At 72.1% G+C, this 25,594-nt stretch carries 23 protein-coding genes; 7 read left to right on the top strand and 16 right to left on the bottom strand.

The features are described from left to right. Window positions 1-176: 176 nt before the first annotated feature. The 3 genes from ASF35_RS12430 to ASF35_RS12420 form a co-directional block, all read right to left on the bottom strand. Window positions 177-1,049 (bottom strand): DUF4394 domain-containing protein, encoded by an 873-nt coding sequence (locus ASF35_RS12430; RefSeq protein ID WP_055967898.1) that lies wholly within the window; start codon window positions 1,047-1,049, stop codon window positions 177-179. Between the two features lie 72 nt (window positions 1,050-1,121). Further along, complete coding sequence (locus tag ASF35_RS12425; RefSeq protein WP_055967895.1) at window positions 1,122-2,336, bottom strand: class I SAM-dependent RNA methyltransferase; 1,215 nt, start codon at window positions 2,334-2,336, stop codon at window positions 1,122-1,124. An 85-nt stretch (window positions 2,337-2,421) separates the two neighbouring features. After that, the gene (locus ASF35_RS12420) at window positions 2,422-4,443 is read right to left on the bottom strand and encodes an APC family permease (protein ID WP_055967892.1); all 2,022 of its coding nucleotides are present in this window, start codon (window positions 4,441-4,443) and stop codon (window positions 2,422-2,424) included. Window positions 4,444-4,553: 110 nt separating this feature from the next. Here ASF35_RS12420 and ASF35_RS12415 point away from each other — a divergent pair, with 110 nt between their 5' ends. After that, window positions 4,554-5,201, top strand: coding sequence for a TrkA family potassium uptake protein (locus tag ASF35_RS12415; RefSeq protein ID WP_369797016.1), 648 nt, complete (start codon window positions 4,554-4,556; stop codon window positions 5,199-5,201). Further along, window positions 5,201-5,863: a TrkA family potassium uptake protein gene (locus tag ASF35_RS12410; protein ID WP_055967886.1), complete on the top strand. Its 663-nt coding sequence runs from the start codon at window positions 5,201-5,203 to the stop codon at window positions 5,861-5,863. The genes ASF35_RS12415 and ASF35_RS12410 overlap by 1 nt, the downstream gene beginning before the upstream one ends. An 867-nt stretch (window positions 5,864-6,730) precedes the next feature. Here the strand turns inward: ASF35_RS12410 and ASF35_RS12405 are convergent. From ASF35_RS12405 to dut, 4 genes are read right to left on the bottom strand one after another with little or no spacing between them, the layout of a single operon-like run. Next, window positions 6,731-7,399 carry a DUF3159 domain-containing protein gene (locus ASF35_RS12405; protein WP_055967883.1) on the bottom strand — a complete coding sequence of 223 codons (669 nt, stop codon included), beginning with the start codon at window positions 7,397-7,399 and terminating at the stop codon, window positions 6,731-6,733. Next, window positions 7,396-7,752, bottom strand: coding sequence for an OB-fold nucleic acid binding domain-containing protein (locus tag ASF35_RS12400; RefSeq protein WP_055967880.1), 357 nt, complete (start codon window positions 7,750-7,752; stop codon window positions 7,396-7,398). Before ASF35_RS12400 ends, ASF35_RS12405 begins: the two co-directional genes overlap by 4 nt. A gap of 23 nt (window positions 7,753-7,775) precedes the next feature. Next, window positions 7,776-8,438: a DUF3710 domain-containing protein gene (locus ASF35_RS12395; RefSeq protein ID WP_055967878.1), complete on the bottom strand. Its 663-nt coding sequence runs from the start codon at window positions 8,436-8,438 to the stop codon at window positions 7,776-7,778. After that, a complete protein-coding gene (gene dut / locus ASF35_RS12390; RefSeq protein ID WP_055967875.1) occupies window positions 8,435-8,893 on the bottom strand; it encodes a dUTP diphosphatase in 459 nt (152 codons plus the stop codon). The genes ASF35_RS12395 and dut overlap by 4 nt, the downstream gene beginning before the upstream one ends. 51 nt (window positions 8,894-8,944) lie before the next feature. Between dut and ASF35_RS12385 the strand changes: the two genes are divergently transcribed. Both ASF35_RS12385 and ASF35_RS12380 read left to right on the top strand, forming a co-directional pair. After that, window positions 8,945-9,478 (top strand): DUF3093 domain-containing protein, encoded by a 534-nt coding sequence (locus tag ASF35_RS12385; protein ID WP_200931763.1) that lies wholly within the window; start codon window positions 8,945-8,947, stop codon window positions 9,476-9,478. A 5-nt stretch (window positions 9,479-9,483) separates the two neighbouring features. After that, window positions 9,484-9,951 (top strand): DUF4235 domain-containing protein, encoded by a 468-nt coding sequence (locus ASF35_RS12380; RefSeq protein WP_156366956.1) that lies wholly within the window; start codon window positions 9,484-9,486, stop codon window positions 9,949-9,951. Window positions 9,952-9,969: 18 nt separating this feature from the next. On the opposite strand, the gene ASF35_RS12375 is transcribed toward ASF35_RS12380, so the two are convergent. The 3 genes from ASF35_RS12375 to ASF35_RS12365 all read right to left on the bottom strand — a co-directional run bounded on the left by ASF35_RS12375 (window position 9,970) and on the right by ASF35_RS12365 (window position 12,207). Continuing rightward, the gene (locus ASF35_RS12375) at window positions 9,970-10,269 is read right to left on the bottom strand and encodes a DUF4193 domain-containing protein (RefSeq protein WP_055967866.1); all 300 of its coding nucleotides are present in this window, start codon (window positions 10,267-10,269) and stop codon (window positions 9,970-9,972) included. Window positions 10,270-10,333: 64 nt separating this feature from the next. Then, window positions 10,334-11,158, bottom strand: a complete 825-nt coding sequence (locus ASF35_RS12370; protein WP_082495519.1) for an inositol monophosphatase family protein — start codon at window positions 11,156-11,158, stop codon at window positions 10,334-10,336. Next, the gene (locus ASF35_RS12365; protein WP_055967864.1) at window positions 11,155-12,207 is read right to left on the bottom strand and encodes a ferrochelatase; all 1,053 of its coding nucleotides are present in this window, start codon (window positions 12,205-12,207) and stop codon (window positions 11,155-11,157) included. The genes ASF35_RS12370 and ASF35_RS12365 overlap by 4 nt, the downstream gene beginning before the upstream one ends. 104 nt (window positions 12,208-12,311) lie before the next feature. Here ASF35_RS12365 and ASF35_RS12360 point away from each other — a divergent pair, with 104 nt between their 5' ends. Further along, a complete protein-coding gene (locus ASF35_RS12360; RefSeq protein ID WP_055967861.1) occupies window positions 12,312-13,559 on the top strand; it encodes an MFS transporter in 1,248 nt (415 codons plus the stop codon). Window positions 13,560-13,572: 13 nt separating this feature from the next. Further along, on the top strand, window positions 13,573-16,995 hold the full coding sequence (locus ASF35_RS12355; protein WP_055967858.1) for a bifunctional proline dehydrogenase/L-glutamate gamma-semialdehyde dehydrogenase: 3,423 nt from the start codon (window positions 13,573-13,575) through the stop codon (window positions 16,993-16,995). A gap of 33 nt (window positions 16,996-17,028) precedes the next feature. Here ASF35_RS12355 and ASF35_RS12350 read toward each other — a convergent pair whose 3' ends face one another. Further along, window positions 17,029-17,649: a trimeric intracellular cation channel family protein gene (locus tag ASF35_RS12350; RefSeq protein ID WP_156364782.1), complete on the bottom strand. Its 621-nt coding sequence runs from the start codon at window positions 17,647-17,649 to the stop codon at window positions 17,029-17,031. A gap of 156 nt (window positions 17,650-17,805) precedes the next feature. On the opposite strand from ASF35_RS12350, the gene sepH reads away from it, so the two are divergent. After that, window positions 17,806-18,804, top strand: a complete 999-nt coding sequence (gene sepH, locus ASF35_RS12345; RefSeq protein ID WP_055967853.1) for a septation protein SepH — start codon at window positions 17,806-17,808, stop codon at window positions 18,802-18,804. 75 nt (window positions 18,805-18,879) lie between these two features. Here the strand turns inward: sepH and ASF35_RS12340 are convergent, their stop codons facing one another. The 5 genes from ASF35_RS12340 to ASF35_RS12320 form a co-directional block, all read right to left on the bottom strand. After that, window positions 18,880-20,451, bottom strand: coding sequence for a hypothetical protein (locus ASF35_RS12340; RefSeq protein ID WP_156368037.1), 1,572 nt, complete (start codon window positions 20,449-20,451; stop codon window positions 18,880-18,882). Window positions 20,452-20,518: 67 nt separating this feature from the next. Next, window positions 20,519-21,172: a thymidine kinase gene (locus ASF35_RS12335; RefSeq protein ID WP_055967848.1), complete on the bottom strand. Its 654-nt coding sequence runs from the start codon at window positions 21,170-21,172 to the stop codon at window positions 20,519-20,521. 37 nt (window positions 21,173-21,209) lie between these two features. Next, complete coding sequence (locus ASF35_RS12330) at window positions 21,210-22,319, bottom strand: alkaline phosphatase family protein (protein WP_055967847.1); 1,110 nt, start codon at window positions 22,317-22,319, stop codon at window positions 21,210-21,212. Next, window positions 22,316-22,888: a DUF5998 family protein gene (locus tag ASF35_RS12325; protein ID WP_055967845.1), complete on the bottom strand. Its 573-nt coding sequence runs from the start codon at window positions 22,886-22,888 to the stop codon at window positions 22,316-22,318. The genes ASF35_RS12330 and ASF35_RS12325 overlap by 4 nt, the downstream gene beginning before the upstream one ends. Further along, on the bottom strand, window positions 22,888-25,590 hold the full coding sequence (locus ASF35_RS12320; protein ID WP_235492957.1) for a bifunctional GNAT family N-acetyltransferase/acetate--CoA ligase family protein: 2,703 nt from the start codon (window positions 25,588-25,590) through the stop codon (window positions 22,888-22,890). The genes ASF35_RS12325 and ASF35_RS12320 overlap by 1 nt, the downstream gene beginning before the upstream one ends. Window positions 25,591-25,594 lie beyond the last annotated feature (4 nt).

The raw sequence follows: 25,594 nt of genomic DNA, 5'->3' as shown, positions 1-25,594 counted from the left end.
AACCCACGTCCGGGTCCGAGACGTGGGCCCGCCGGGGACGCCGCGCACCGCAGACCGAGTGTCATGCGCCCCACCCTGCCCGTGCAGGACCCCGCACACAAGCAAGCGCGCCGCGGGCCACCCCGACCGGTCGGTCGAGATGGCCCGCGGAGCTCACCGGACGTCGTGGACCGACCTCACGGCACCTGGATGGCGATGTCGCCCACGGAGCGGGGGAAGTTGCCCACGCGGGTGGCGGCGCCGCTCTGCAGCTCGATCTCGTAGAGGACCGAGGAGGTGTTCGAGCGCGCAGGACGCAGGACGGCGAAGCCGACGTTGTCGACCGCCACGCCGTCGTCCAGCACGGTCACGATGTCGAAGCCGGCCACGCCGACGGCGTTGGTGCCCAGCGGGCCGGCCAGCGCGAGGGTGCCCGCGTTCGCCGGGACCTGGACCGCCAGCTGGTCGAGCGACGTGTCGATGTCGTAGAGGAACGTGCCGGTCTTCGCGCTCGTGTCGTTGTTCGTGTACGCGACGGCGGTGACGCCCTGGGCGGCACCGTCGCCGTAGGAGAGCGGCGTGTCGACGGCGGTGGTCGGCGTCGGCTGGTTCACGTCGTGGCGCAGGTTCTGGCCCGTGTCGCTCACGATGCGCAGGCGATCGGCCGCCGGGTTGAAGTCGACGCCGAAGTCGCGGCCCTCGAGGGCCACGCTGAGCTGTGAGACCTTGACCGCCTGGCCGTTGCCCGAGTTCACGGTGTAGATGCCGCCGGCGTTGCCCACGCCGTAGTAGCGGCCGTTCTGGACCCGGAAGTCGATGCCGACCAGTCGCTCGTCCTCGCCGGTCAGGCCCTTCACGGGACCGAGGGTGGTGAGGCGGGAGGGCTGGTCGAGGTTCAGCCGGTGCAGCACCTTGCCGTCGCCGGCGAGGCCGAGGGCCTTGCCCGACGGCTCCACCACGGCGGCGTCGGCGGAGACGACGAGGCCGGCGGTGGCGACGAGCGCGACGGCGGCAGCAGCAGCGGCAGCGGCGCGGCGGCGGGAGCGGGGCTGGACGTGGGACGTTCTCATGGCGATCCTCCTGGTCACGTGACCACCGATCGGTGGTCACCAGGGGTTACGCCGGTCGGGTGCGCCGCGTTCTCAGTCGACGTCGGGAATCCGGTCGAGCACCGCGACGCACTCCACGTGGTGGGTCATGGGGAACAGGGCGAACGCCCGCAAGTCCCCCAGCCGGTAGCCGTGCTCGGCGAACGTCGCGACGTCACGGGCCAGGGCCGCGGGGTCGCACGCCACGTAGACGACGCGACGGGCACCGAGCCGCGCCACGTCGGGAACGGCGCGTCGGGCCCCGGTCCGTGGCGGGTCGAGGACCACCAGGTCGACGCCCCGACGGAGGTCGGCGTCGTGACGGAGCGCCTGCTCGGTGGTGGCGGAGACCAGGCGGACCTGGGCGTGCCGGTGCAGCGACCGGCGGGCGTCGCGCGCGGCCTGGGTGTCGGCCTCCACGCTGACCACCGTGCCCTGGGGCCCCACGCGGTCGGCGAGGAACGCGGTGAACAGCCCGACCCCGGCGTAGAGGTCGGCGACCCGATCCCCGGGTCGGGCCTCGGCGGCCTCGAGGACGGCGTCGACCAGGGTGCGCGCTGCTTCCGGGTGCACCTGCCAGAAGCCGGAGCCGGTCACGGTGAAGTCGTGGCCCTCGACGCGCTCGGTGAGCCGCGTGCGACCTGCGCGCCGCGTGCCGTCGGTGCCTGCGACTCCGTCGATGTGGAGGTCCTTGGGCACCGTCGCGTCGGTGACGAGGAGCTGCTGGTCCGTGGAGGAGACGATCGCCTCGACCTGGGGGGCGTCCCAGCGGTGCGACAGGACGTCGGGCAGGCCGGGGTGGGCGATCGGACAGTGCCCGACCGGGACGACGTCGTGGGAGCGGTGGCGGCGCAGTCCTGCGCGTCCGTCGGGGGTGGTCGACCACGTCACGCGGGTGCGCCAGCCGAGGGAGGGACCGACGGCCTCGACCCGCACCTCCCGCTCGATGCCGGCGAGGCGCTGCAGCTGCTCGGACACGACCGACCCGAGCAGCCGCAGCTGGGCCTCGGGGGCGACGTGCTGGAAGTCGCAGCCTCCGCAGACCCCCGCGAGGTCGCACGGCGGGGCCACCCGGTCGGGGGACGCCTCGAGCACCTCCACGGCGTCGGCGCGCAGGTACCGCTTGGTGCGGTCGGTGACGCGAATGCTGACCCGCTCCCCCGGCAGCGCGTGCCTCACGAACACGACCTGCCCGTCCAGCCGCGCCACGCAGGAGCCCCCGTGGGCGACGGGCCCCACCTCGACCACGGGAAGAGCCTCGGACGTCACGCGAACCCACCTCCCCGGGGCTCCGAGCACACCGAACCAGCACCGTGGGCGACGGGCCACACCTGGACGATCGGGAGGACCGCGCTCATGCGGGTCCGTCCGGGCCGGGCCGGTCCCCGATGCCGCGGCGCACGTCGCCGGGTGCGCTGCCGATGGTGCTGCGGGGGTCGACGCGGGAGGCGGAGCTCAGCTGGTACGGGACGCTGGTCACCATGACGCCGGGCATGAAGAGCAGGCGTCCCTTGAGGCGCAGCGCGGTCTGGTTGTGCAGCAGCTGCTCCCACCAGTGCCCGACGACGTACTCGGGGATGTAGACGCTGACGATGTCGCGGGGGCTCGCCCGGCGCACCTCCTTGACGTACTTGACCACGGGGCGCACGAGCTCGCGGTAGGGCGACGACACGACGGTGAGCGGGACGGGGATCTGCAGGTCGTCCCACCGCTGGCGCAGCACCTGGGTGTCGTGCGGGTCGAGCTCCACGTAGAGACCCTCGAGGCTGCTCGGCCGCGCCACTCGGGCGTAGGCGATGGCCCGCAGGGTCGGCTTGTGGAGCCGGCCCACGAGGACGACGGCGTGGACGCGCGAGGGAAGGGCGACGTCGGTCTCGTCGATCTCGAGCTCCGCGTTGACCCGCTGGTAGTGCCGGTTGATGCCCACCATGAGGAAGAAGACGATGGTCATGGCGAGGATCGCGATCCAGGCTCCGGCGAGGAACTTGGTGATGAGGACGATCACGAGCACGGTGGCCGTCATGGCCAGGCCGAACCCGTTGACGAGCCGCGAGCGCTTCATCCGGCGCCGCTCGGCGGGGTCCGTCTCGGCGGCGAGGTGCCGGGTCCAGTGCCGGATCATGCCCAGCTGGCTGAGGTTGAACGAGACGAAGACGCCCACGATGTAGAGCTGGATGAGCTTCGTGACCTCGGCGTCGAAGGCGACGATCAGCGCGATCGCGGCGACGGCGAGCAGGACGATGCCGTTGCTGAAGGCCAGCCGGTCGCCGCGGGTGTCGAGCTGGCGCGGCAGGTGTCCGTCGCGCGCGAGGATGGAACCGAGGACGGGGAAGCCGTTGAAGGCGGTGTTCGCCGCCAGCACGAGGATGATGCCGGTGCAGGCGATCGTGAAGTAGAACAGCGGCGCCGCGTCGCTGTAGAGCGCCTTGGCGAGCTGCGCGATGACGGTGTCCTGCTCGAAGCCGTCACCCACCGGTCGGCCGTCGAGCAGCAGCTGGCGGGCCGGGTCCTCGACGTAGCGGATGTGCATGGCGTCGGCCAGCACGATGATGCTCATGAGCATCGTGATCGAGATGGTGCCGAGCAGCAGGAGCGTGGTGGCGGCGTTGGCGCTCTTGGGCTTGCGGAAGGCGGGCACGCCGTTGCTGATCGCCTCCACGCCGGTGAGGGCGGCGCATCCGGACGAGAACGCCCGGGCGAGCAGGAACGCCATGGCCAGGCCGGTGAGCGCGGAGTCGTAGGGCGCCTCGGCGGCGATCTCGTACCGGGCGCTCTCGGCCTGGGGCAGGTCACCCAGGAGGTAGCGGACCAGTCCCCAGCAGGCCATCAGGGCGATCGCCAGCATGAACAGGTACGTCGGCACGGCGAACGCGCGGCCGGACTCCTTGGCGCCGCGCAGGTTGAGCGTCATGAGCAGGAGGACGAGCGCCGACGCGGCCAGGGCCTCGTGGCCGACGAGCCACGGCACCGCGGACGTCGCGTTCTGCACCCCCGAGGAGATCGAGACCGCGACGGTGAGCACGTAGTCGACGAGCAGCGCGCTGGCCACCGTGACGCCCGACTTGGGCCCCAGGTTCGTGGTGGCGACCTCGTAGTCACCTCCACCGCTGGGGTAGGCGCGCACGTTCTGGCGGTAGGACGCGACGACGGTGAGCATCACGACGACGACGGCGAGGCCGATCTTCCAGTTGAACGCGTAGGCCGTGATGCCGCCCATCGACAGGGTCAGGAAGATCTCGTCGGGCGCGTACGCCACCGACGACAGGGCGTCGCTGGCGAAGACGGGCAGCGCGATGCGCTTCGGCAGCAGCGTCTCCCCGAGCTGGGTGCTGCGAAGCTTGCGTCCGACGAGCGTCCGCTTGACGGACTCGACCATGCCCACGAGCGACGATCGTAGACCTGTCGGGATCGCTGCGCCGGTCGCCCTGGATGCGGGCTCCGGGCCGGTCCCGACGGGTGTAGCGTCGCCTCGTGCACATCGTCATCATGGGCTGCGGACGCGTCGGCTCGACGCTGACGCGCAGCCTCGAGGAGCGCGGCCACTCCACGGCCGTCATCGACTCCAACCCCGACGCCTTCCGCCGCCTGGGGCCCGACTTCACCGGCACCACCGTGACCGGCATGGGCTTCGACCGCGAGGTCCTGCGTGCGGCCGGCATCGAGCACGCCGACGGCTTCGCCGCGGTCTCGAGCGGCGACAACTCCAACATCATCTCGGCACGGGTCGCGCGTGAGCAGTTCGGCGTCGACAACGTCGTGGCCCGCATCTACGACCCGGGCCGTGCCGAGGTGTACGAGCGCCTCGGCGTCCCCACGGTCGCCACGGTGCCGTGGGCGGCCGACCAGGTCCTGCGTCGTCTCGTCCCGGCGGGGTCGGAGCCCGCGTGGCGCGACCCGTCCGGCCAGCTGCGACTCGACACCCTCTACGCCCCGTTCCCGTGGATCGGTCACGAGGTCTCGAGCCTCGAGGACGCCGCGGGGGTCCGCGTGGCCTACCTGACGCGCCTCGGGTCCGGCCTGGTCGCGAGCGGACGCACGGTGCTGCAGGAGGGCGACCTGCTCGCCGTCTTCATGCGCGAGGGCGACGCCGACCAGGCCCACCGCGTGCTCGAGTCCGGACCTGAGGAGGCCTGATGCGCGTCGCCATCGCGGGAGCCGGTGCCGTCGGCCGTTCCGTCGCGCTCGAGCTCACCGAGAACGGGCACCAGGTGCTCCTGATCGACAAGTCCCCCGGGTCCATCCGGTCCGACCTCGTGCCGAAGGCGCAGTGGCTTCTGGCCGATGCGTGCGAGATGTCCTCCCTCGAGGAGGCCGGGCTGCAGACGTGCGACGTGGTCATCGCCGCGACGGGCGACGACAAGGTCAACCTGGTCGTCTCGCTGCTGGCCAAGACGGAGTTCTCGGTCCCCCGGACCGTCGGTCGCGTCAACCACCCGAGCAACGAGTGGCTGTTCGGCGAGACCTGGGGCGTCGACGTGGCGGTCTCGACCCCGCGGCTCATGTCGGCCCTGGTGGAGGAGGCGGTGTCGGTCGGCGACCTCGTGCGCCTGTTCACCTTCCGCCAGAGCAACACCAGCCTGGTCGAGCTGACGATGCCCGAGGACTCCCCCTTCGCCGGGCGCCTGGTGCGCGACGTCCCGTGGCCACGCGACGTGGTCCTCGTGGCCATCCTGCGCGACAACGCGATCGAGACGCCCGACCCGGAGCGCTCGCTCGAGGCGGGCGACGAGCTCTTGTTCGTCACCGCACCGGACGCGGAGGACGAGATCGGCGCCCTGCTCTCCCCCAAGTCGTGAGTCGCTGCTCGTCCTGAGGCGTCGTGGCTGCGTCGGCGCCTGGGCGTTCGCTCGCTGCTGCGTCGGCCGGCTGGGCGTTCGCTCGCGCCTACGTTGCCCGGCCGGGCGTTCACGCACTGCTGCGTCGCAGCCGCTGGGCTTTCACCTGTTGCTGCGTCGCTGTGGCTGCGCGTCGGTGTGGTCTCCGAAAGGGCCTCGACCGGATCGGGGGGTCTCGGGTCGACTGGGTCTGCGGGGCGCGGCCACGATTCTCCATCTGCGCGGGATCCACGCACGATTCTTCCTTCGCGTGGACCGTGCCACGCGAAGGAAGCACCGTGGCGACGAGAAAGGCCCCGTACGGGCAGTGATTCTCCCTTCCCGTGGACCGTCCCACGCAAAGGAAGAATCCCTGCCCACTCGACGCACGAGAGGCCCCCGGCGGACGCAAGATTCTGCCTTCGCGTGCAGAACCCCGAACGATGCTGCGTTCACGACGGGATCCGACCACGAACGCAGCATCCTTCGACCCCTCACGCNCGCGGACGCAAGATTCTGCCTTCGCGTGCAGAACCCCGAACGATGCTGCGTTCACGACGGGATCCGACCACGAACGCAGCATCCTTCGACCCCTCACGCACGAACGTAGAACCTTGCGTCCCCCGAGCCACGCTCCGGGAACCCGACCGGGCCCAGACCCCTCCGCCGGTCGAGGCCCTTTCGGAGCGCAGGTCGACGACGAGCCACAGCGACGCAGCCGCAGGTCGAGACCCAGCCGCATCGACGCAGCCGCAGGTCGAGACCCAGCCACGTCGACGCAGCCGCAGGTCGAGACCCACCCGGAGCAGCGCAGCCGCAGGTCGAGGCCCCGCCGCAGCGAACAGCGCGTCACCGAGTAGCAGGCGGCTCCGGCTCGGCCTCGGCCTCGATCGGGGTGGAGTTGCGCGAGAGCACCCACGCCATCGCCGCGAACGCCGCGACCTGCAGGGGCCAGCCGAGCACGACCTTGGAGGTGCCGAGCAGCGCCACGTGGTCGCCGGCCCACAACGGGTACTGCACCACGACCCGCAGGATGCAGGGTGCGGCGAAGAGCCAGGTCAGCAGCGAGCACAGACGGACGAGCTGTCGGTCCTCGTGCCACTCGGTGGGCTCGCCGGTGAGGCTGCCGATGAGGAACCCGATGAGCGGCCACCCCACGAGGATCGAGACGATGAACACCGCCGCGTAGGCGCCGTTGTAGAGGATCCCGGGCAGGAACACGTCACGAGCCTCGCCGCTGCGCGACGCGAACACGGCGGCGATGGCGATGCCGATGAGGGCGTTCAGCACGAACTGCACGGTGGAGCGCTGGGCGAGCCGCACCACGAGCAGCAGGACCGCCGCGCCGACGCTCGCGACGAGCGAGGTCCGCAGGTCCTGCGTGCTGATCCAGCAGATCGTGAACACGATCGTGGGCACGGCACTCTCGACGATGCCGCGCCCGCCGCCGAGCGCCTCGGAGAGCTTGGACCGCACCAGCTCCTCGACGGTGGCGACGCTCGCGCCGGCCTCGCTCATGCGTCCAGCTCGTAGCGCGGGTTGTAGAGCACGAAGGCGTCGCCGCGGCGACCGATGCGGCCGTGCACGGTCAGTCGTCGCCCGGGCTCGATGCCCTCGATCCGGCGTCGGCCCAGCCACACGAGGGTGACCTGCCCGGACCCGTCGTAGAGCTGCGCCTCGAGGGCGCTCGCACCGTCGGCGACCGGGCGGGTGGTGACGGACCGCAGCTCACCGTGCAGCGAGCAGACCGACCTCTCGGCCTGGGCGGTGAGCAACCGGCAGCCCGCGGCGTCGGCGCTGCGCTGCAGCTCCTGGTCCTCGAGCTGCTCGAGGGTCGCGCGGCGCATCGGGCGGCGCAGTCGGGATGCCATGTCTCGATCCTAGGCCGCGAACCTCAGGCCTGGGTGCCGTGGCCGGGCGGCTCCTCGGCCACCGCACCCTCGGGCACCTCGATGAGCAGGGCCTCACGCACCAGGCGCGGCTCGTCACCTCGGGCGACGACGACCTCACGGAACGCACGCTCGAGCAGCCCGTCCTCGTCGGGCTCGAGCGCAGCCGACCCGAGGAAGGTCGCACGAAGCATCCAGCGCGGCCCCTCGACCGCGAGGATCCGTGACGGCTGGAAGCCGTCCTGGCCGTCGGGGAGCTTCACGGGGACCTGGACGCGGAGCTCGGGACCGAACGGTCCGTCGACCTGCTCGGCCGTGCCCTCGAGCCGCTCGACCTCGGCCAGCAGCTCGCCACGGACCTCGTCCCACAGCCCACCGCTGCGCGGCGCGGCGAAGACCCGCAGCTCGAGCCCCGACTCCTCCGTGACCAGCACGACGGACCCGGTGCTTCCGCCGTCGTCCTGGGGCACCTGGAGCTGGAAGCCGATGCGTCCGCGGATGCGCAGCGGTCCGAGGTCGATGTAGCCCGTGCCGTCCCCGGTGAAGTCTCGCGAGTCCCAGGGGCCGGACGGCTCCTCGGTGGGCGTCGTGGACACGACGTCGGGCTCCGTGCCCGTCTCGTCGGTCTGCACTGCCTGGTCGTCACGCTCTCGGCGTCGACGGATCATGCGTCCTCCCCCATGGATCGGTGGCCCCCGGTGGAGCCGTAGCCCCCGGCGCCTCGGCTGGTGTCCTCGAGTGACTCGACCTCGCGGAAGGTCACGTGCTCGACCCGCTGCACCACGAGCTGCGCGATGCGGTCGCCGCGGGCGATCCGGACGGTCTCGTGCAGGTCGTGGTTGACCAGCAGGACCTTGATCTCGCCCCGGTAGCCGGCATCGATGGTGCCGGGCGTGTTCACCACGGAGAGTCCGTGGCGCAGGGCCAGCCCGGACCGTGGGTGGACGAAGGCCGCGAAGCCGTCGGGCAGGGCCAGGGCGATGCCCGTGGGCACGAGCACGCGCTCGCCCGGCGCGAGGGTCGCATCCTCGGCGGCGTGCAGGTCGGCACCCGCGTCACCCGGGTGCGCATAGGTCGGGGCCGGGAGCCGCGGGTCGAGGCGACGCACCGCGATCTCGAGCATGCTCGCGACCCTACTCGGGCCGACCACGCCCGGATGCGGCAGGCTGGGAGCGTGCAGACCCGTCGTGAGCGACTCCTCGCTCCCCCCGCGTGGTGGATCGCCGTCGCGGCCTTCGCGATCGCGTGGGGCTGGGTGGCGTTCGTCGTCGCAGGACCGCCGACCGCGGTCGCCGTGGCCGTGGCGGTGGCCGTCGTGACGGGTGCCCTGCTGTGGTCGTACGGGTCGACGGTGCTCGAGGCCGGACCCGACGGCCTCCGTGTGGGGCGCGCCCACCTGACGCACGAGCACGTGGGCGCGGTCACGGCGCTCGACGCGGCCGGTGCACGGACCCTGCTCGGTCCCGGCGCCGACGCCCGCGCCTGGCTGCACGTCCGGCCGTACATCGCCACCGCCGTGCAGGTGGAGGTCCGCGATCCGGCCGACCCCGCGCCCTACTGGGTGGTCTCGACCCGCGATCCGTCCGCGATCGCCCAGGCCCTCGGCCGTCCTGCCGGGCCGATCCGACCCGAGGCCGGCACCCAGGGCACCCACCAGCCCAGCACCGACCAAGCCAGCACCGACCAACCCCGCACCGACCCGAGGTGACGACCATGCCCCGCAAGCGCCGACGCCGCACGTCCGCTCCCACGCTCGAGTCGGCCACGCCCGCGAGGCGACCGTCGCGCTCGAGCCGCAGCACGTGGAAGCTGCTCGACCGCGGCTCCACCGTCGCGGCGGGTCTGCTGGCACGTCAGGTCTCGACGCTGGCCTGGCGGGCCGCGACCGGCAAGAAGCCCCCGACCGCGGGGCGACACCCCGAGGTCGAGACCCGCGAGGCCGTCGCCTGGGCCGTCATCGGAGGTGCGCTCGTCGAGGTCGTGAGGCTGCTCGTGCGCCGCGGGGCGGCCGGGTACTGGGTCCGCTCGACGGGCGACCTGCCTCCGGGCATGAAGCCCCTGAAGGGCGCCGCCAAGGGTGGCGTCGCCGGAGCAGCGCAGGCGGCGGCACGGACGGTTGGAGGAACGGCGAAGCCGGCCTCCTCACGGAAGCCGGCTCCTGGTCGTCGGCGCTCGCGCTGAGCGAGCTCGGACGGTGCGTCAGTAGGCGCAGTCCCGGCAGATGAGCCGGTCGCCCTTCTCCTCGGCGAGCTGGGAACGGTGGTGCACCAGGAAGCACGACGAGCACGTGAACTCGTCGGACTTGCGCGGGACCACCTGGACGGCCAGCTCCTCGTGGGAGAGGTCGGCACCCGGCAGCTCGAACGACTCGGCCGCTTCGACCTCGTCCTCGTCCACCTTGCCCGAGTTCTTCTCGTGGCGACGCGCCTTGAGCTCCTCGATGCTGTCCTCGGACTGCTCTTCGTCAGTCTTGCGAGGCGCGTCGTAGTCGGTAGCCATGTACCCCTCCGTCGTGTGCGTTCAACCGACGGGATTGTTCCACACCGCTGCAAGCGGCCGTCGGTCAGAACCCACAAGTCCGGACGAGGTCGAAGTATTCCCCTGCAAGCGCAGGATGCGCCGCCATCACGAGGCGCAGATCCGGCGGGCCGTCGAGGCCCTCGACGAGCACACCGGCCTCGCGAGCCACCAGTCCTCCCGCAGCGAGGTCCCACGGGTGCAGCCCCTGCTCGACGTAGGCGTCCAACCGGCCGTCGGCGAGCGCGCACAGGTCGAGTGCGGCCGAACCGATCCGACGGATGTCCCTGACGTGCGGCAGCAGGCGGGCCGCGGCCGCAGCCTGGTGCTCGCGGACCTCGCGCACGTAGTTGAAGCCCGTCCCGACGAGGGCCTGGGAGAGCGGCGGCGGTTCCGGAGCACGCAGCGGCACCCGACGGTCGCCGTCCCAGCGCCAGGCGCCGCCGTCGAGCACGGCACCCCACCGCTCCGCCGACGCGACGTTCACCACGAAGCCCGCGACGACCCGCTCGCCGGTCGCGTCGGTGACCCGCGCGGCGATGGACACGGCGTACGCGGGGATCCCGTAGACGAAGTTCACCGTTCCGTCGATGGGGTCGACCACCCAGTCGACCCCGCTCGTGCCGGCCACGTCGGCACCTTCCTCACCGACGAACCCGTCGTCGGGCCGTGCAGCGAGGATGCGGTCACGGATCAGGTCCTCGCTGGCCCGGTCGACCTCGGTGACCACGTCGATGGGGCTCGACTTGGTCGCCGCGACCGCCACGCGGCCCTCCGGCCGCTCGCGCCGCACCAGGGCGGCCGCCTCGAGCCCGACGTCGTGCGCCAGGGTCAGGAGCTGCTCACGGTCCGGCAGCACGGACGAGCTCACGGGTGGGCGGGCCGGTCGCCGCGCAGGTTCGCGCAGCAGCCCGGCACGCACACGACCGGGTTGGCAGCACACCGGCCGAGCGTGGCCGGCGTCGGCGTCTCGCCGCGGTCGACGGCGGCCCTCTCCTGCAGCAGGTCGGTGATCATCGCGACGAAGCCGGGGTGCGTCCCCGGCGTGGGCACGCGGACGAACCTCATGCCGAGCTTCTCGGCGGTCTCTGCCGCCTCGGTGTCGAGGTCGTACACGACCTCCATGTGGTCGGACACGAAGCCGATCGGGACGACCACGACGGACGTGACACCGTCGGCGGCCAGCTGCTCGAGGTGGTCGTTGACGTCGGGCTCCAGCCACGGGGTCCGCGGCGAGCCGGACCGGGAGCAGTACACGAGGTCCCACGGCACGTCACGGTGCTGCGGCGCGAGACCCTCCATGACCAGCCGACCCGCCTCGAGGTGCTGGGACCGGTACGCGCCCACGCCCGGCCCGCCGCTCGCGTCGTTCATGGCGTCAGGGATCGAGTGGGTCACGAACACCACCCGCGTGCCGTCGGGAGCCTCGTCCAGGGCGGCGTCCGTGTGCTCCACGAAGGGGCCGATGAATCCCGGGTGGTTGAACGGCAGCCGGAGCCGGCTGAGCTCGATGTCGAGGCCCTCGGTCGCGTCGGCGAGGTTCTCGCGGTACTGGCGGCAGCCCGAGTACGACGAGTACGCGCTCGTCAGGAAGTAGGCGGCGTGGCGGACCCCGTCGGCGACCATCGCCTCGAGCGCCTCGCGCAGGTACGGGGTCCAGTTGCGGTTGCCCCAGTAGACCGGCAGGTCGACGTCGCGATCGGCCAGCTCGCCCTCGAGCGCCGCGATCACGTCGCGGTTCAGGTCGTTGATCGGGCTGCGACCACCGAACAGGAAGTAGTGCTCGCCCACCTCCTCCAGGCGCTCGCGCGGGATGCCCTTGCCGGCGGTCACGTTCTCCAGGAACGGGACGACGTCGTCGGGCTTCTCCGGCCCGCCGAAGGAGACGTAGAGCAGGGCGTCGAAGGGGCGTACATCCATGAGGTCATCGTCCCATGCAGGCCCCCGGCCCGCCGGGGGTAGCCTGCCTGCGCCGAGAATGACGGGGCGTCGGCACCCGCCGGCGGCGACGAGGAGGTGACACGGTGCGGTCGACCTACGGGCACGTCCTCGCACTGCCCGGCGCGGCTCTGTTCAGCCTGACCGGACTGGTGTCGCGCCTCCCGCTCTCGATGGCCTCGCTCGGACTCGTCCTGCTCGTCCGCGAGCACGGGGGCAGCTACGGCGCCGCCGGGCTGGTCGCCGCCGCCTACGTGGCAGCCGCCGCCGTCGTCGCGCCGATGCACGGACGGCTCAGCGACCGGTGGGGTCAGCGGCGCGTCCTGGTGCTCGCGGGTGCCGGCTACGCCGCCGGCATGATCGCCGTGATCCTCGCCGTGACCCGCGAGGCGGACGCACCCTGGCCGCACCTGGCCGCCGCGGTGGGCGGGATCTTCACGCCGCAGACCGGGTCGCTCGTCCGCGCACGGTGGACCCACCTGCTGCGCGACGACCGTCCGCGGCTCACGACCGCGTTCGCGATCGAGGCCGTCATCGACGAGGTCGTCTTCATCGTCGGCCCGGTGCTCGTGACCTTCCTGACCCTGCAGGTCGCCGACGTCGCGGGCCTCGCGACAGCCACGGCAGCCGCGGTCGTGGGCAGCTGGTTCCTCGCCGCCCAGACGTCCACCGAGCCTCCGACGGGTCGGCACGGGGACGGACCCCGCCCGCCGCTCGGCTGGGCCGTCCTGGGCCCCGTGCTGGTGGCCGCGGTGGGGATCGGCGTGCTCTTCGGCTCGACCGAGGTGCTGGTCGTCGCGTTCACCGAGGCCGAGGGGTCGGCGGGCGCGGCCGGGGTGGTGCTGGCCATCTGGGCGGCCGGGAGCCTCCTGGCCGGCGTGGCGGTCGGACTGCTGCCCTCGCCCTCCGACTCGGTGGCGCGGCTGCGCTGGACCGTCCTGGTCCTCGGCCTGCTGTTCGCGCCGCTGCTCCTGGCGCCGAGCATCGCCTGGCTCGCCGTCGGCATGTTCGTGACCGGCTTCATGATCTCCCCGACCATGATCGCCGCCACCAGCGTGGTCGAGGAGTACGTGCCGCCGACGCGGCTCACGGAGGCCCTCACGTGGACGAGCACCGGCCTGGCCATCGGTGTCGCCCCGGGTGCCGCGGTCGCCGGCGCCGTCGTGGACCGGTTCGGCGCCTCGGCGGGCTTCGCCGTCCCCCTCGTGGCCGGTGTCCTCGCCGCGGTCGTGGCCTGGTCCTTCCGGCCACCGCCGCGACCGGACCGCTCCACCGGCCCGCAGGCATCCGCCGCCCCGAGCCCGGCACCCCCGCCAGGGCCCTCGGCGCACTAGGCTGTCGACCGAGATGAGCCCTACCGCCGAGACGCCGCCCGACGCCCCCCTCGAGGAGCGCGCGGTCGCGCTCGTCCGGCACTGGGTGACCGCCCAGCAGGGACGTGGCCGACGGACCGACCCGGCCGCCCGCCGCCTCGCGACGCTGCTCAAGGACCCGGCCGGACTCGACTTCACGATCGGCTTCGTCGACCGCGTCGTCCGCCCCGAGGACTCCGACGTCGCGGCCCGCAACCTGCGGGACCTGACCCGCTCTCTTCCGGCCTTCCTGCCCTGGACCCAGCGGGTCCTGCTGCGCACCGGCGCCTTCTTCTCGCTGCTCTTCCCGGCACTGGTCGTCGCCACCGCTCGACGCACGCTGCGCCGCATGGTGGGGCACCTCATCGCCGACGCACGGCCCGAGAAGCTCGGCGGCACGATCGCGACCCTGCGCAAGAACGGCGACCGGCTCAACCTCAACCTGCTCGGCGAGGCCGTGCTCGGCGAGGGCGAGGCCGTGCGCCGACGCGACCGCACCCTCGAGCTCCTGCGGCGCGACGACGTCGACTACGTCTCCGTGAAGGTCTCCGCCGTCGCCAGCCAGCTGTCCATGTGGGCGTTCGACGAGACCGTGGAGCGCGTGGTCGAGCGCCTCGCCCCGCTGTACGAGGTCGCCGCGGAACGCGGCTCGTTCATCAATCTCGACATGGAGGAGTACCGCGACCTCGACCTCACGATCGCGGTCTTCACACGCGTCCTGGAGGAGCACCCCGACCTCGAGGCCGGCATCGTCCTGCAGGCCTACCTCCCCGACGCCCTCGCGGCGATGCAGCGCATCCAGGCGTGGGCCCGCGCCCGCCGGGAGGCCGGCGGCGCGTCCGTGAAGGTGCGCCTCGTCAAGGGCGCCAACCTCGCCATGGAGCGGGTCGACGCCACCGTCCACGGCTGGCCGCTCGCGACGTGGTCCTCCAAGCAGGAGACCGACACGCACTACAAGCGCGTCCTGCGGTGGGCCCTCACCCCCGAGCGGATCGACGCCGTGCGGATCGGCGTGGCCGGGCAGAACCTCTTCGACGTCGCCTACGCCTGGCTGCTCGCCGGCGAGCGGTCCGTGCGCGACGGCGTCGACTTCGAGATGCTGCTGGGCATGGACTCCGGTCCCGTCGCGTCGGTGCGCGCCGACGTCGGCGCACTCCTGCTCTACACGCCCGTGGTGCACCCCGACGAGTTCGACGTCGCCATCTCCTACCTGGTCCGCCGGCTCGAGGAGAACGCCAGCTCGGAGAACTTCATGTCGGCCGCGTTCGACCTGGCCGACGACCCCTCGGCCTTCGATCGCGAGGCAGGGCGCTTCCTCGCCTCCGTGAAGGCGCTCGACGAGACCGTGCCCCCTCCGCACCGGGTCCAGGACCGTCGCACCGACGCCACCGACCACCACGTGCACGCGCACACCGACGGCTTCTCCAACACCCCCGACACGGACCCGTCCACGGCCGGGAACCGGGTGTGGGGCCGTCAGGCGCTGTCCCGGTCGACGTACACCCAGCTCGGGATCTCCACGATCGAGTCGAGCCGCGTCCACGGCCCGGCGTCCCTCGAGACCCTCGTGCGGGGCGCTCGGACCGCCGCGACCGCCTGGTCCGCCCGTGGGGCCGAGGTCCGGGCCTGGATCCTCCACCAGGCCGCCGGGGCGCTCGAGACCCGACGGGGCGACCTGGTCGCCGTCATGGCCGCCGAGACCGGCAAGACGATCGCCGAGGCCGACGTCGAGGTCAGCGAGGCCATCGACTTCGCGCACTACTACGCCGAGGCGGCGCGTCGCCTCGAGGTCGTCGACGGCGCCTCGTTCCACCCGGTCGGCCTGACGGTCGTCACCCCGCCGTGGAACTTCCCCGTCGCGATCCCGTGCGGCTCGGTGCTGTCGGCCCTCGCCGCCGGCAGCGCGGTGGTGATCAAGCCCGCTCCGCAGAGCCCCCGGTGCGCAGCCGTCATGGTGGAGGCGCTGTGGCAGGGCGGCGTGCCGCGCGAGGTGCTGCGCTACGTGAGCATGGACGAGGGCGAGCTGAGCAAGTCCCTCGTGTCCCACCCCGCGGTCGACCGGTTGATCCTCACCGGCTCCTGGGAGACGGCGGCCCTGTTCCGCTCGTGGCGGCCCGACCTGCCGCTCCTCGCCGAGACGAGTGGCAAGAACGCCCTCCTCGTCACCCCCAGCGCCGACCTCGACCTGGCCGTCGGCGACCTCGTGAAGAGCGCCTTCGGGCACGCCGGGCAGAAGTGCTCGGCGGCGAGCCTCGGCATCCTGGTCGGCTCCGTCGCCACCTCCGAGCGCTTCCGTCGCCAGCTCGTCGACGCCGTGACCTCGCTCAAGGTCGGGTGGCCCGACGATCCCGACGTCTCGGTCGGCCCGGTCGTCGAGGCGCCCTCGGGCAAGCTGCTCGACGCGCTGACGGTCCTCGACGACGGTGAGGAGTGGATCGTCCAGCCGCGTCGTCTCGACCCCACCGGTCGTCTGTGGTCCCCCGGGGTGAAGGTCGGCGTGGCCCCCGGCAGCACCTACCACCGCACCGAGTACTTCGGCCCCGTCCTCGGACTCATGCACGCCGCCGACCTCGACGAGGCGATCGCCTGGCAGAACGCCACCGACTTCGGGCTCACGGCCGGCATCCACTCGCTCGACCCCGACGAGGTCAACCGCTGGATCGACACCGTGGAGGCGGGCAACCTCTACGTGAACCGCGGGATCACCGGCGCGATCGTGCAGCGCCAGCCGTTCGGCGGCTGGAAGCGGTCGAGCGTCGGCGCCTCCAGCAAGGCCGGCGGACCCAACTACCTGACGCACCTGGGCACCTGGACCCGCCGACCGCTGCGCCACGTCCCCGACGACGTCGAGCTCTCGGCCCCGGTGGCCTCCGCGCTCGCGTCGGTGACGCCGCACCTGCTCCAGTCCGACGCCGCGCAGCTCGCCGCGGCCGCCCGTTCCGACGAGCTGGCCTGGCAGCGCGAGTTCGGCCGCGAGAAGGACGTCAGCGGGCTCGGGGTCGAGCGGAACGTCTTCCGCTACCGACCGACCTCGGTCCACGTGCGCGGTGACGGCGACCTGCTCACGACCGCTCGGGTCGTCCTCGCCGGGCTCCGCGCCGGCGCCTCGGTCACGGTGTCCACGCCGGTGGCCCTGCCCGACGACCTCGCACCCGGGCAGGTCGTCGAGGACGACGCCGACTGGCTGGACCGCATGGCGCGGGACCGCCCCGGACGGGTGCGCCTGCTGGGCCCGCTCGCACGCGAGCTCGCCGCCGCCGTCGAGGGCGATCCGGACGTCGCCGTCCACGCTGGCGAGGTCACCTGGTCCGGACGGGTCGAGCTCCTGCCGTTCCTGCTCGAGCAGTCGGTCACCATCACCACGCACCGCTTCGGCAACCACGACCCGGCGTTCGACCGCGTGCTGCCCCGTCACTGATCCCCGTCGCCCGGCGCCGGGCACGTGCCGACGTCAGCCGCGCGCGAGGCCCGGTGGCAGCGGCGCTCGCCACCCGCGCCAGAGGGCGAGCAGCCGCCACACGACGCACAGGGCCCCGGCCGACACGTACGCCCACCACCCGAGGTCGGCGCGATGGGCCAGCACGGCCACCAACGCGCCGGTGAACGCCGGGGTGGCGTAGAGCTCCTCGCGGAAGATCACGGGCACGCGTCCGGCGAGCACGTCGCGCAGGATGCCCCCTCCGATGGCCGTGACCATGCCCAGGAGCGCGGCGGGCAGCACGCCGAGACCGGCCTCGGCCGCCTTGACGCCGCCCGCCACGCAGAACAGCGCCGCACCCACCGCGTCGAGGACGGCGATCTGCGACTCGCGACGCCCGAACACCGGGTGGAAGGCGAACACCACGACGGAGGCCACGGCGGGCACGACGAGGTAGCGCCAGTCCAGGAGGGCCGCCGGCGGGACGTCGCCGATGAGGACGTCGCGGAGCACGCCGCCGCCGAGCCCGGTGACCAGTCCGAGGACCGACGCGCCGAACACGTCGAGCTCCTTGCGCACCGCCACGATGGCGCCGGTGCAGGCGAACACGGCGATGCCCACCAGGTCGAGCGTCACGATCCACACGTCAGGCACGGATCGACCCTAGGACACGTCGTGGCAGGTCGTCGGCCGAGTCGTCAGCCCAGTCGTCAGCCCAGTCGTCGGCCCAGTCCTCTGGGCACGCGTGTCGCCACGGTTTGGCCGGGGACGGAGCCTAGGATGACGAAGCAACCAGTGGGAGGACGCTCGATGCGCGAACTCGGCCCCGATCGGCTCAGCGACGACGGACGTTTCCTCGTCCTGCGCGAAGCCGGCCGTCCCGAGCTGTTCCGCGTCCCGATCGATCGACGGCTCGCCGCACTCGTCGACGCCTCCCCCCGTGCCCGCGGCCGCGCACACGGCCAGATGGAGATCACGATGGAAAGCACGCTCAGCCCCCGCGACATCCAGGCCAGGATCCGGCGCGGGGAGAGTCCCGACCAGGTCGCCGAGTCGGCCGGCGTGCCGACCGAGCAGATCGAGGGGTTCGCCACCCCGGTGCTCGCCGAGCGTGCCTACGTGGCCGAGCAGGCGCGCTCGACCACCATCCGCCGTCGGCACGCCACCGGACCGGGCGTCCTGCTCGGGTCCGCGGTCGACGAGAGCGTGGCCGCAGACGGCGGCGTTCCCGAGGACGTCACCTGGGACGCCTGGCGCCGCGAGGACGGTCGCTGGACCGTCCAGGTGCTCGCGCCCAGCGCGCTCGAGCCGGCCACCTTCTGCTACGACGCCAAGAGCCGGTACGTCGTCCCCGACGACGAGACCGCTCGCCGGCTCGTGGGCGACGTCGCTCCGCCGGAGGCCTCCGACATGGCCATCGCCGACGCCCTGCGCCCCGACGAGGACCGTCCTGCAACGCCGGCCGCGGACGAGGCCCGCTCCACCGAGCCCGTCGCGCCGAGCGACGATGCACCTCGTCACGAGGTCGACGCCGGGCTCCACGCACCCGTGCACTCCCTCAAGGAGGCCCGCGACCGGCGCGCGATGGAGCAGCTGTCCCTCACCGAGGACATCGCCCCCCAGGAGCAGGACACGTCCGACGACGCCGACCAGGAGCCCGCCGAGGCGCACCACCAGGTCGACGAGGACCTAGACGAGGAGGAGGGCCACGTGGCCGTCCCCGACACCGTCGCCCCGCGCAAGAAGCGCCCCGAGCGTCGGCGGGTGCCCAGCTGGGACGAGATCATGTTCGGCGGGCGCAACGACTGAGCACCACCGACCACCCAGGACGAACGGACGAGGGCCCCGACCGCCGAGCGGTCGGGGCCCTCCTCCGTCCAGGGCTCAGCGGGTGGAGCACTCCGAGGGCGTGTCGATCGAGGCGCTCGCGCTCGAGCGCCACGGCATGAGGACCTCGGACACGATCTGGCCCACCGAGCTGCCCGATCGGTACGTGTTCTTGTAGACGGTCAACCGGCGCCACGGCTCCTTGGCGAGGATCCGCTCCGCGGTAGCGGCGTCCTTGCCGGCCGAGAAGAGCGCGACGCGGTCGGCCGGGCCCTGCGCCTGGTTGCTGCACCAGTGCGCCTGCAGGGTGCCCTGCGTCGGGTACGTGTTGATGGACCGAAGCTTCTCGGTCACCCCGCGCGCGTTCGTGAACGAGTAGTGGGGCGAGTCGTAGGTCCGTACCAGCATCGGCTCGGGCACGTCGACGAACCGGTTGTTCCTGATCGTCGGGTTCTCCGCCCCCTGGCTGATGACCGCGGTGGCCGGCAGGTTGTTGCTGGCGTTGCGCCGGGTGGTGATGCCGTCGATCAGGTTGCCCTCGAGCACCGGCGAACGCCAGTTCAGCATCTTCACCGCGTCGAACCGGGAGTCGACGATCCGGTTGTTCTTGAGCACGACCGCGGTGTGGTACCGCAGGCTCCAGTCCTCCTGCTTGCGCGGCGTCGTCACCCGGGCCACGGCCGACATGACGTGCGTGCCGACGGCCCGGTTCTGGTACAGGAAGTCGTTGTCCTCGATCGTGAGGCGGTTGTTGCCGTACCGGTCCATGGCGCCCCACGTGTAGTTCACGCCCTTGGTCCGACTGTCCGGCGTGTCCACGTTGATGGCCTCGGCGTTGGGGTTGGCCTTGGTGCCCGCCTTGCCGTCACCACGGACGTCGTTGACGAAGTCGTTGCCCTTCACGACGGTGTCCTGCGAGGCGCTGACCTCGAGGAAGTGGCCGAGGTGGTTGTTGCGGAAGCGGATCCCCTCGACCCGCACGTTGCTGGCGTGGCCGATCACGACGCCGTAGACCTTGTCGAAGGCCGGGTGGACCGTCCCCATCATGTTGATCGTGGCGCTGCCGTCGCCCGGGCCGCGGAAGGTGATGTTGCGCTCGCCGTCGTAGCCCTTCACCGCGTTCGAGCGCAGGGCTCGGGTCGGCGAGATCGTCTGGAACATCGAGCTCGAGGCCCGGACGCCGGAGATGCCCGTGGTCATCAGCTTGTTGATCGTGGTGCCCGACGACAGCACGACCGTGGTGTCCGACGGCACGAAGATCGCGTTCGACAGCTTGAAGGTGCCCGGCGCGAAGGTGATCGTGCGGTTCTTGCGGTTGCCGCTGAAGCTGTTCGCCTTCTCGATGAGGCTCAGGCACGCGTTGAGCCGATAGCTGTCGGAGGTGTAGACGTTGTACTTCGTGAAGCGGGTGACGTCGTAGCCGTCGGCGTTCAGCATCTTGTTGGGCAGCCGGGCCGTGCGCGTCTTGAAGGCGGCCTGCGTCTCGAAGGTCGTGCAGGTCGAGGCGAGCCACTGCTCGACCTTGGCCTTCGTCATCGAGACGCGGGCGGAGGCCGACGAGGGAACGAGGAGTGCGGCGACCACACCGCCGACGAGGATCAGCGTGAGAGCCCGAGAAACAGTACGCATTGGTCGATGGTCCCAGACATTTCTGCCATGTGCGCGCGATAGTGAGGACCAAAGTCCTTTATTTATCTCAGGGGAAAGGCAGGACGTCCGGAGAAAGTGCGGCAGCCTTCGCCGATTCCGCGGTCATGCGGCGCCGATGGTGTCGGCGGCACAGGACCTCGTACCCCACCGAGGGCCGCGGCCGCTGGGGGTCGTCGACGTCCCCGACCACGATCACCTCACCCTCGGTGACCATCTCCCCGTCCTCGGTGCGGGCGTTGTGCGTCGCCCGTTCACCGCACCAGCAGAGTGCCTCGACCTGGAGCGGAAGCATGCGGTCGGCCAGCTCCACGAGTCGGGCCGATCCGTCGAACATGCGCGTGCGGAAGTCCGTCAGGATGCCGAAGCAGAAGACGTCGATGTCGAGCTCGTCGGCGATCTTGGCCAGCTGCTCGACCTGGTCGCGCGTGTAGAACTGCGCCTCGTCGCACACGAGGTAGTCGATGCGCCCGCCCTGGGTCAGCTCGGTCACGACGTGCTCCCAGAAGTGCAGGGAGTCGTCGACCTCCGTCGCCGGGACCGCCAGCCCGAGCCGGCTCGAGAGCGTCGCCTCACCGGCGCGGTCGTGCGACGTGAACACCCGGCCCACGCGCCCGCGGGCCCGGTGGTTGTGGTCGAGCTGCAGGGCGAGCGTGCTCTTCCCGCAGTCCATCGTCCCGGAGTAGAAGGTCAGCTCGGCCACGGGACCATCCTGCCAGCGGCGGTGCCCGTCGTCGTGCTCAGGTGGCGAGGAGCACGGGGACGCGCAGCTCGGCCTCGCTGACCGATCCGTGGAAGCCCTTCATGCGCATCTCGAGCGGGAAGTCGTCGGTGCTGAAGACGGCGAAGTCGCCGAGGGCGGCGACCACCACGTCGCCGATGCGGCCCGCGACGGCCGGGTCGAGGGGACCGAACCAGTCGTCGAGCTCGTCGCGGGTGCGCACGTCGGCACGCTCCCCGCAGAAGTCCCGCCACCGGGCCGCGACGGCCTCGCGGTCGTGGCGGGCGGTGTACAGGTGCCGGAAGCGCGCCTCGCCGGCCAGCAGGTCCACGCCCTCCAGCAGCGCGGGAGTCGTGCTGACGTCGAAGCGCCCTTCGTCGGGGAGGTCGACCATGCCGTGGTCCGCGGTCACGAGGAGCACCGTGTCGGGCGGGAGGAGGTCCCGCAGCTGGGCCGTCTCACGGTCGACGGTCGTGAGGACGTCGCGCCACTCCTGCGACGTGCAGCCGTGCGCGTGACCGGCGTGGTCGAGGCGGGACTCGTAGGCGTAGACCACCGAGCTCGCGGCGTCCTCGACCACCTCGGCCACCACGTCGAGCCGCTCCCAGATGGAGCCGACCCCGTGGAAGGGCGCGCCCCGCTGGCTGCACAACGTCAGCCCCGTGCCCTCGAAGCGTGCCTCGTTGACGCTCCCGGCGTTGACCCCCGCCTCGTGAAGTCGCTGCAGGACGGTGGGGTGGCGCTGCCACTGCAGCGCGTCGACGTCCTGGTCCCAGGCCAGGGCGTTGAGACGTCGCCCGGTCTCCGGCACGCGCGAGGTGTAGCCGACGACCCCGTGCACGCCGGCGCGAAGTCCCGTCCCGAGCGATGTCAGGCTCGTGACGGTCGTGGACGGGACACCGCACACCACGTCGGGGACCGACGGCAGCGACGACAAGAAGGGGGCGAGGTGGGCGTGCTCGCGCAGGAGCTGCTCCCCCATGCCGTCGACCAGCAGCACGACGTAGCGCGGGGCGGCCGGAAGCCCGAGGGTGTCGACCAGACCGGCGAGTCCGCCGCCGGCGACCGCTCCGGCCGACGTGAGGACCTCGTGCAGACCGTGCCGACCCCGCGGGCCGGGCGCGGTCACGCCGTTCCGGTCGTGGCGGCGGACAGCTGACGGGCGAACACCAGGAGGCGCTCGACGGCCACGCCGCCGTCGGCCGCTGCGCTCAGGCGCAACGAGAAGTCGTCGCCGGTCAGGTTGCCGGTGTACCCGTGGTCGGCCTCGCAGTCGGGGTCGCTGCACTGGGCGGGCTCGAGGTCCAGGTGCGACACGGCACCCCACCCGATGGTGACCACGGCCTCCTCGAGGGTGCCGGAGGTGGCCACCATCCGGGTCACGACCACCGACCTGATCCGGTGGATCGACACGGCCTCGCTCGTCGTGGAGGTGTAGGGCCGCGGCAGGAGGTCGTCGGGCGGGTGCTCGTCGGTGTGCACGAGCACGACCCGCGACGGCGTCATCACGAGCACCGTCATGTGGCGACGGATCTCGTCGCGCTCGAACGTCGGTTCGTGGTGGACCACGTGCGCGAGGACGTCCTCGCCCGCCAGGGCGTCACGCAGGCCTGCCGTCACGATCTCGGGGTAGTAGCCGCTGCGCTCGATCTCCTGGAACACGTCGGCGGCGGGCCCGACGGGGCGCTCACGTCTCATCACGCCAGCGTATCCCTGACCGGACTGCTCAGACGCCGCACGTACCGCTCCTCGCGACGGTCCGTGGCCGGCACCACCTTGGCGCGGGCGCTCAACGCCGTCAGTCCGGTCTCGTGCACCAGCACGGGCTCCAGGTCGAGCTCGGCGATCTCGGGCAGGTCGTCCTTCAGCGCCGCCAGCCGCAGGATGGTGTCCTGGATCGCCGGGGTGTCGACCGGGTCGGACCCGCGGTAGCCGTACAGCAGCGGCGCGGACCGCAGGTCGCGGATCATCGACTCCGCATCGGCGTCGGTCAGGGGCGGGATGCCGTAGGCGCGGTCGCCCAGGAGCTCGCTCGAGGCGCCCGCGAGGCCGAAGGAGACCAGCGGTCCGAACAGGGCGTCCTCGGTGACCGTGAACGACAGCGGGATGCCGTCGGGGGCGGAACGCTGGACGAAGAAGCGGGTGTCGGCACGCATGCCCGGCCAGGACGTCAGCTGGTCCCACGCCTCGAACATGTCGGCACGGTCCTGGATCCCGCGCCAGATGTGCGCGAGGTCGGGGCGGGCGCGCAGGTGCTCGCTGCCGGCCTTGAGCACGACGTCCCAGCCCAGCTGCTCCGCGGCGGCGACGGCCTCCTCCGGGTCGTGGACGTTGATCCACGTCCACAGGTCGATCCCGTAGCAGGCCAGGAGCGCGTGCACCTGCTCCGTCGAGAGGATCGCGCCTCGCGGCGCGTGCGCCAGCACGTCGCGCACGAGGGCGCGGGCGTCGCCGGTGCGGAAGTCGTCGTGGGCGCGGAACTCGCCGTGGTCCCGAGCCGCCCACTCCGCGTAGGTGACCACACGGGCGAGGGCACGCACGGCCGACTCCGGTGCCGGGTACGACGGCACGGAGCCGCGGCCCGCGGAGCCACCCTGGACGTCGGGCACGCGGAGCAGCTCGGGGATGCCCTCGGTGCCGAGGAAGGTCGAGACGATCGGCTTGTCGGACTGCTCGCCGATCGAGGCCAGCACGTTCGCGACCTCCTCGCCGGAGGTGTTGAGCGGCGGGATGTAGACGACCATCAGGGCGTCGATGTCGTCGGAGGCCAGGGCGTTCTCGATGGCGACCTCGAAGTCGTCGGCGCCGGCGTCGGCGCCCAACGGCACCGAGTCCGCGACCTGCAGACCGGTGGCGGTCGCGGCGTCGGCCACGAGCAGGCCCATGGCGTCGGAGTTGCCCACGACGCAGATCCGGTTGCCGCGCGGCAGCGGCTGGTGGGCCACGAGCTGCGCGACGTCGAACATCTCCTCGAGCGTGTCGACCTGGACCACGCCGGCCTGCCGGAACATCGCGTCGACCGCAGCCTGCGGCGCCGTGCTGCGCTTGACCGCGTGGCCCACGGGCACGCCCTGGGTGGAGCGGCCCGACTTCACCGCGACGATGGGCTTGGACTCCGAGACCCGGCGAGCGATGCGCGAGAACTTGCGCGGGTTGCCGATGGACTCGAGGTAGAGGAGGACGACCTCGGTGTCGTCGTCCTCCTGCCAGTACTGGAGGAGGTCGTTGCCGGACACGTCGGCACGGTTGCCCGCCGAGACGAACGTCGAGAGGCCGAGGCCACGTCGGGACACCGACTCCAGGATCGCCGTGCCGAGGGCACCGGACTGGCAGAAGAACCCGACGCGCCCCTGGGGCGGCATGGCCGTGGAGAGGGAGGCGTTCAGCTGGACCCCGGGGGCGGTGTTGATGACACCGAGGCAGTTGGGACCGACGAGGCGCAGGCCGTACGTGCGAGAGAGGTCGAGCAGCGTCCGCTGGCGCTGTCGACCCTCGGCACCCTCCTCGGCGAACCCGGCCGAGATGACCACCAGCCCGTGCACGCCCTTCGCCGCGCAGTCGCGGACGACGTCGTTCACCGAGTCGGCCGGCACGGCCACGATGGCCAGGTCGACCTCGTGCGGGATGTCCTTGACGCTCTTGAAGGCGGGCAGCCCCGAGACCGCCTCGGCCTGGCTGTTCACGGCGTAGACGCTGCCCTGGTAGTCGCCGAGGACGAGGTTGCGCACCACCGTCTGGCCGATCGACCGCTGGCGCCGGCTGGCTCCCACGACGGCGATGCTGCGCGCCGCGAAGATCCGCTCGATGGACGCGGCCTCGGCGCGCTGCTCGCGCGAGCGCATGACGCCCACGGCCGAGTCGGTGGGATCGATCCGGAACGACAGCTGCTGGACGCCGTCCTCGACCACGCCCTCGACGGAGTAGCCCATCTCGCGGAACACCTGGAGCATGCGGTGGTTGCTCGGCAGCACGTCCGCGGTGAACTTGGTGAGGCCTCGTTCGCGGCCCGCCTGGGCGAGGTGCTCGAGCAGGAGCTGGCCCACGCCCCGACCCTGGTGGGCGTCCTCCACGAGGAAGGCCACCTCGGCCACGTCGTCGCTGACCGCGTCGTAGCGCCCGACGCCGATGATCGTGTCGTGCAGCGTCAGCACGAAGGCGACCCGGCGATCGAGGTCGACGTGCGTGAAGCGTGCGACGTCGCGCTCGGACAGCGTGGGGTACGGGGCGAAGAACCGGTAGTACTTGGACTCGTCGGAGACGCGTGAGTAGAACGCGACGAAGGCCTCGGTGTCCTCGGGGGTGATGGGCCGGACCTGGGCGACGCGGCCGTCCTTCAGCAGGACGTCCGCCTCCCACATCCGGGCACGGTCGGCCGGCGTCGTCGAGGCGTCCTGCGTCACGCGC

Origin of the sequence: Aeromicrobium sp. Leaf291 (assembly GCF_001423365.1) — a bacterium.
In the GTDB taxonomy this organism is placed as follows: Bacteria; Actinomycetota; Actinomycetes; order Propionibacteriales; family Nocardioidaceae; genus Aeromicrobium.
Note: the sequence above shows the minus strand (reverse complement) of the source record. Positions and strands in the feature narration are given on the sequence as shown.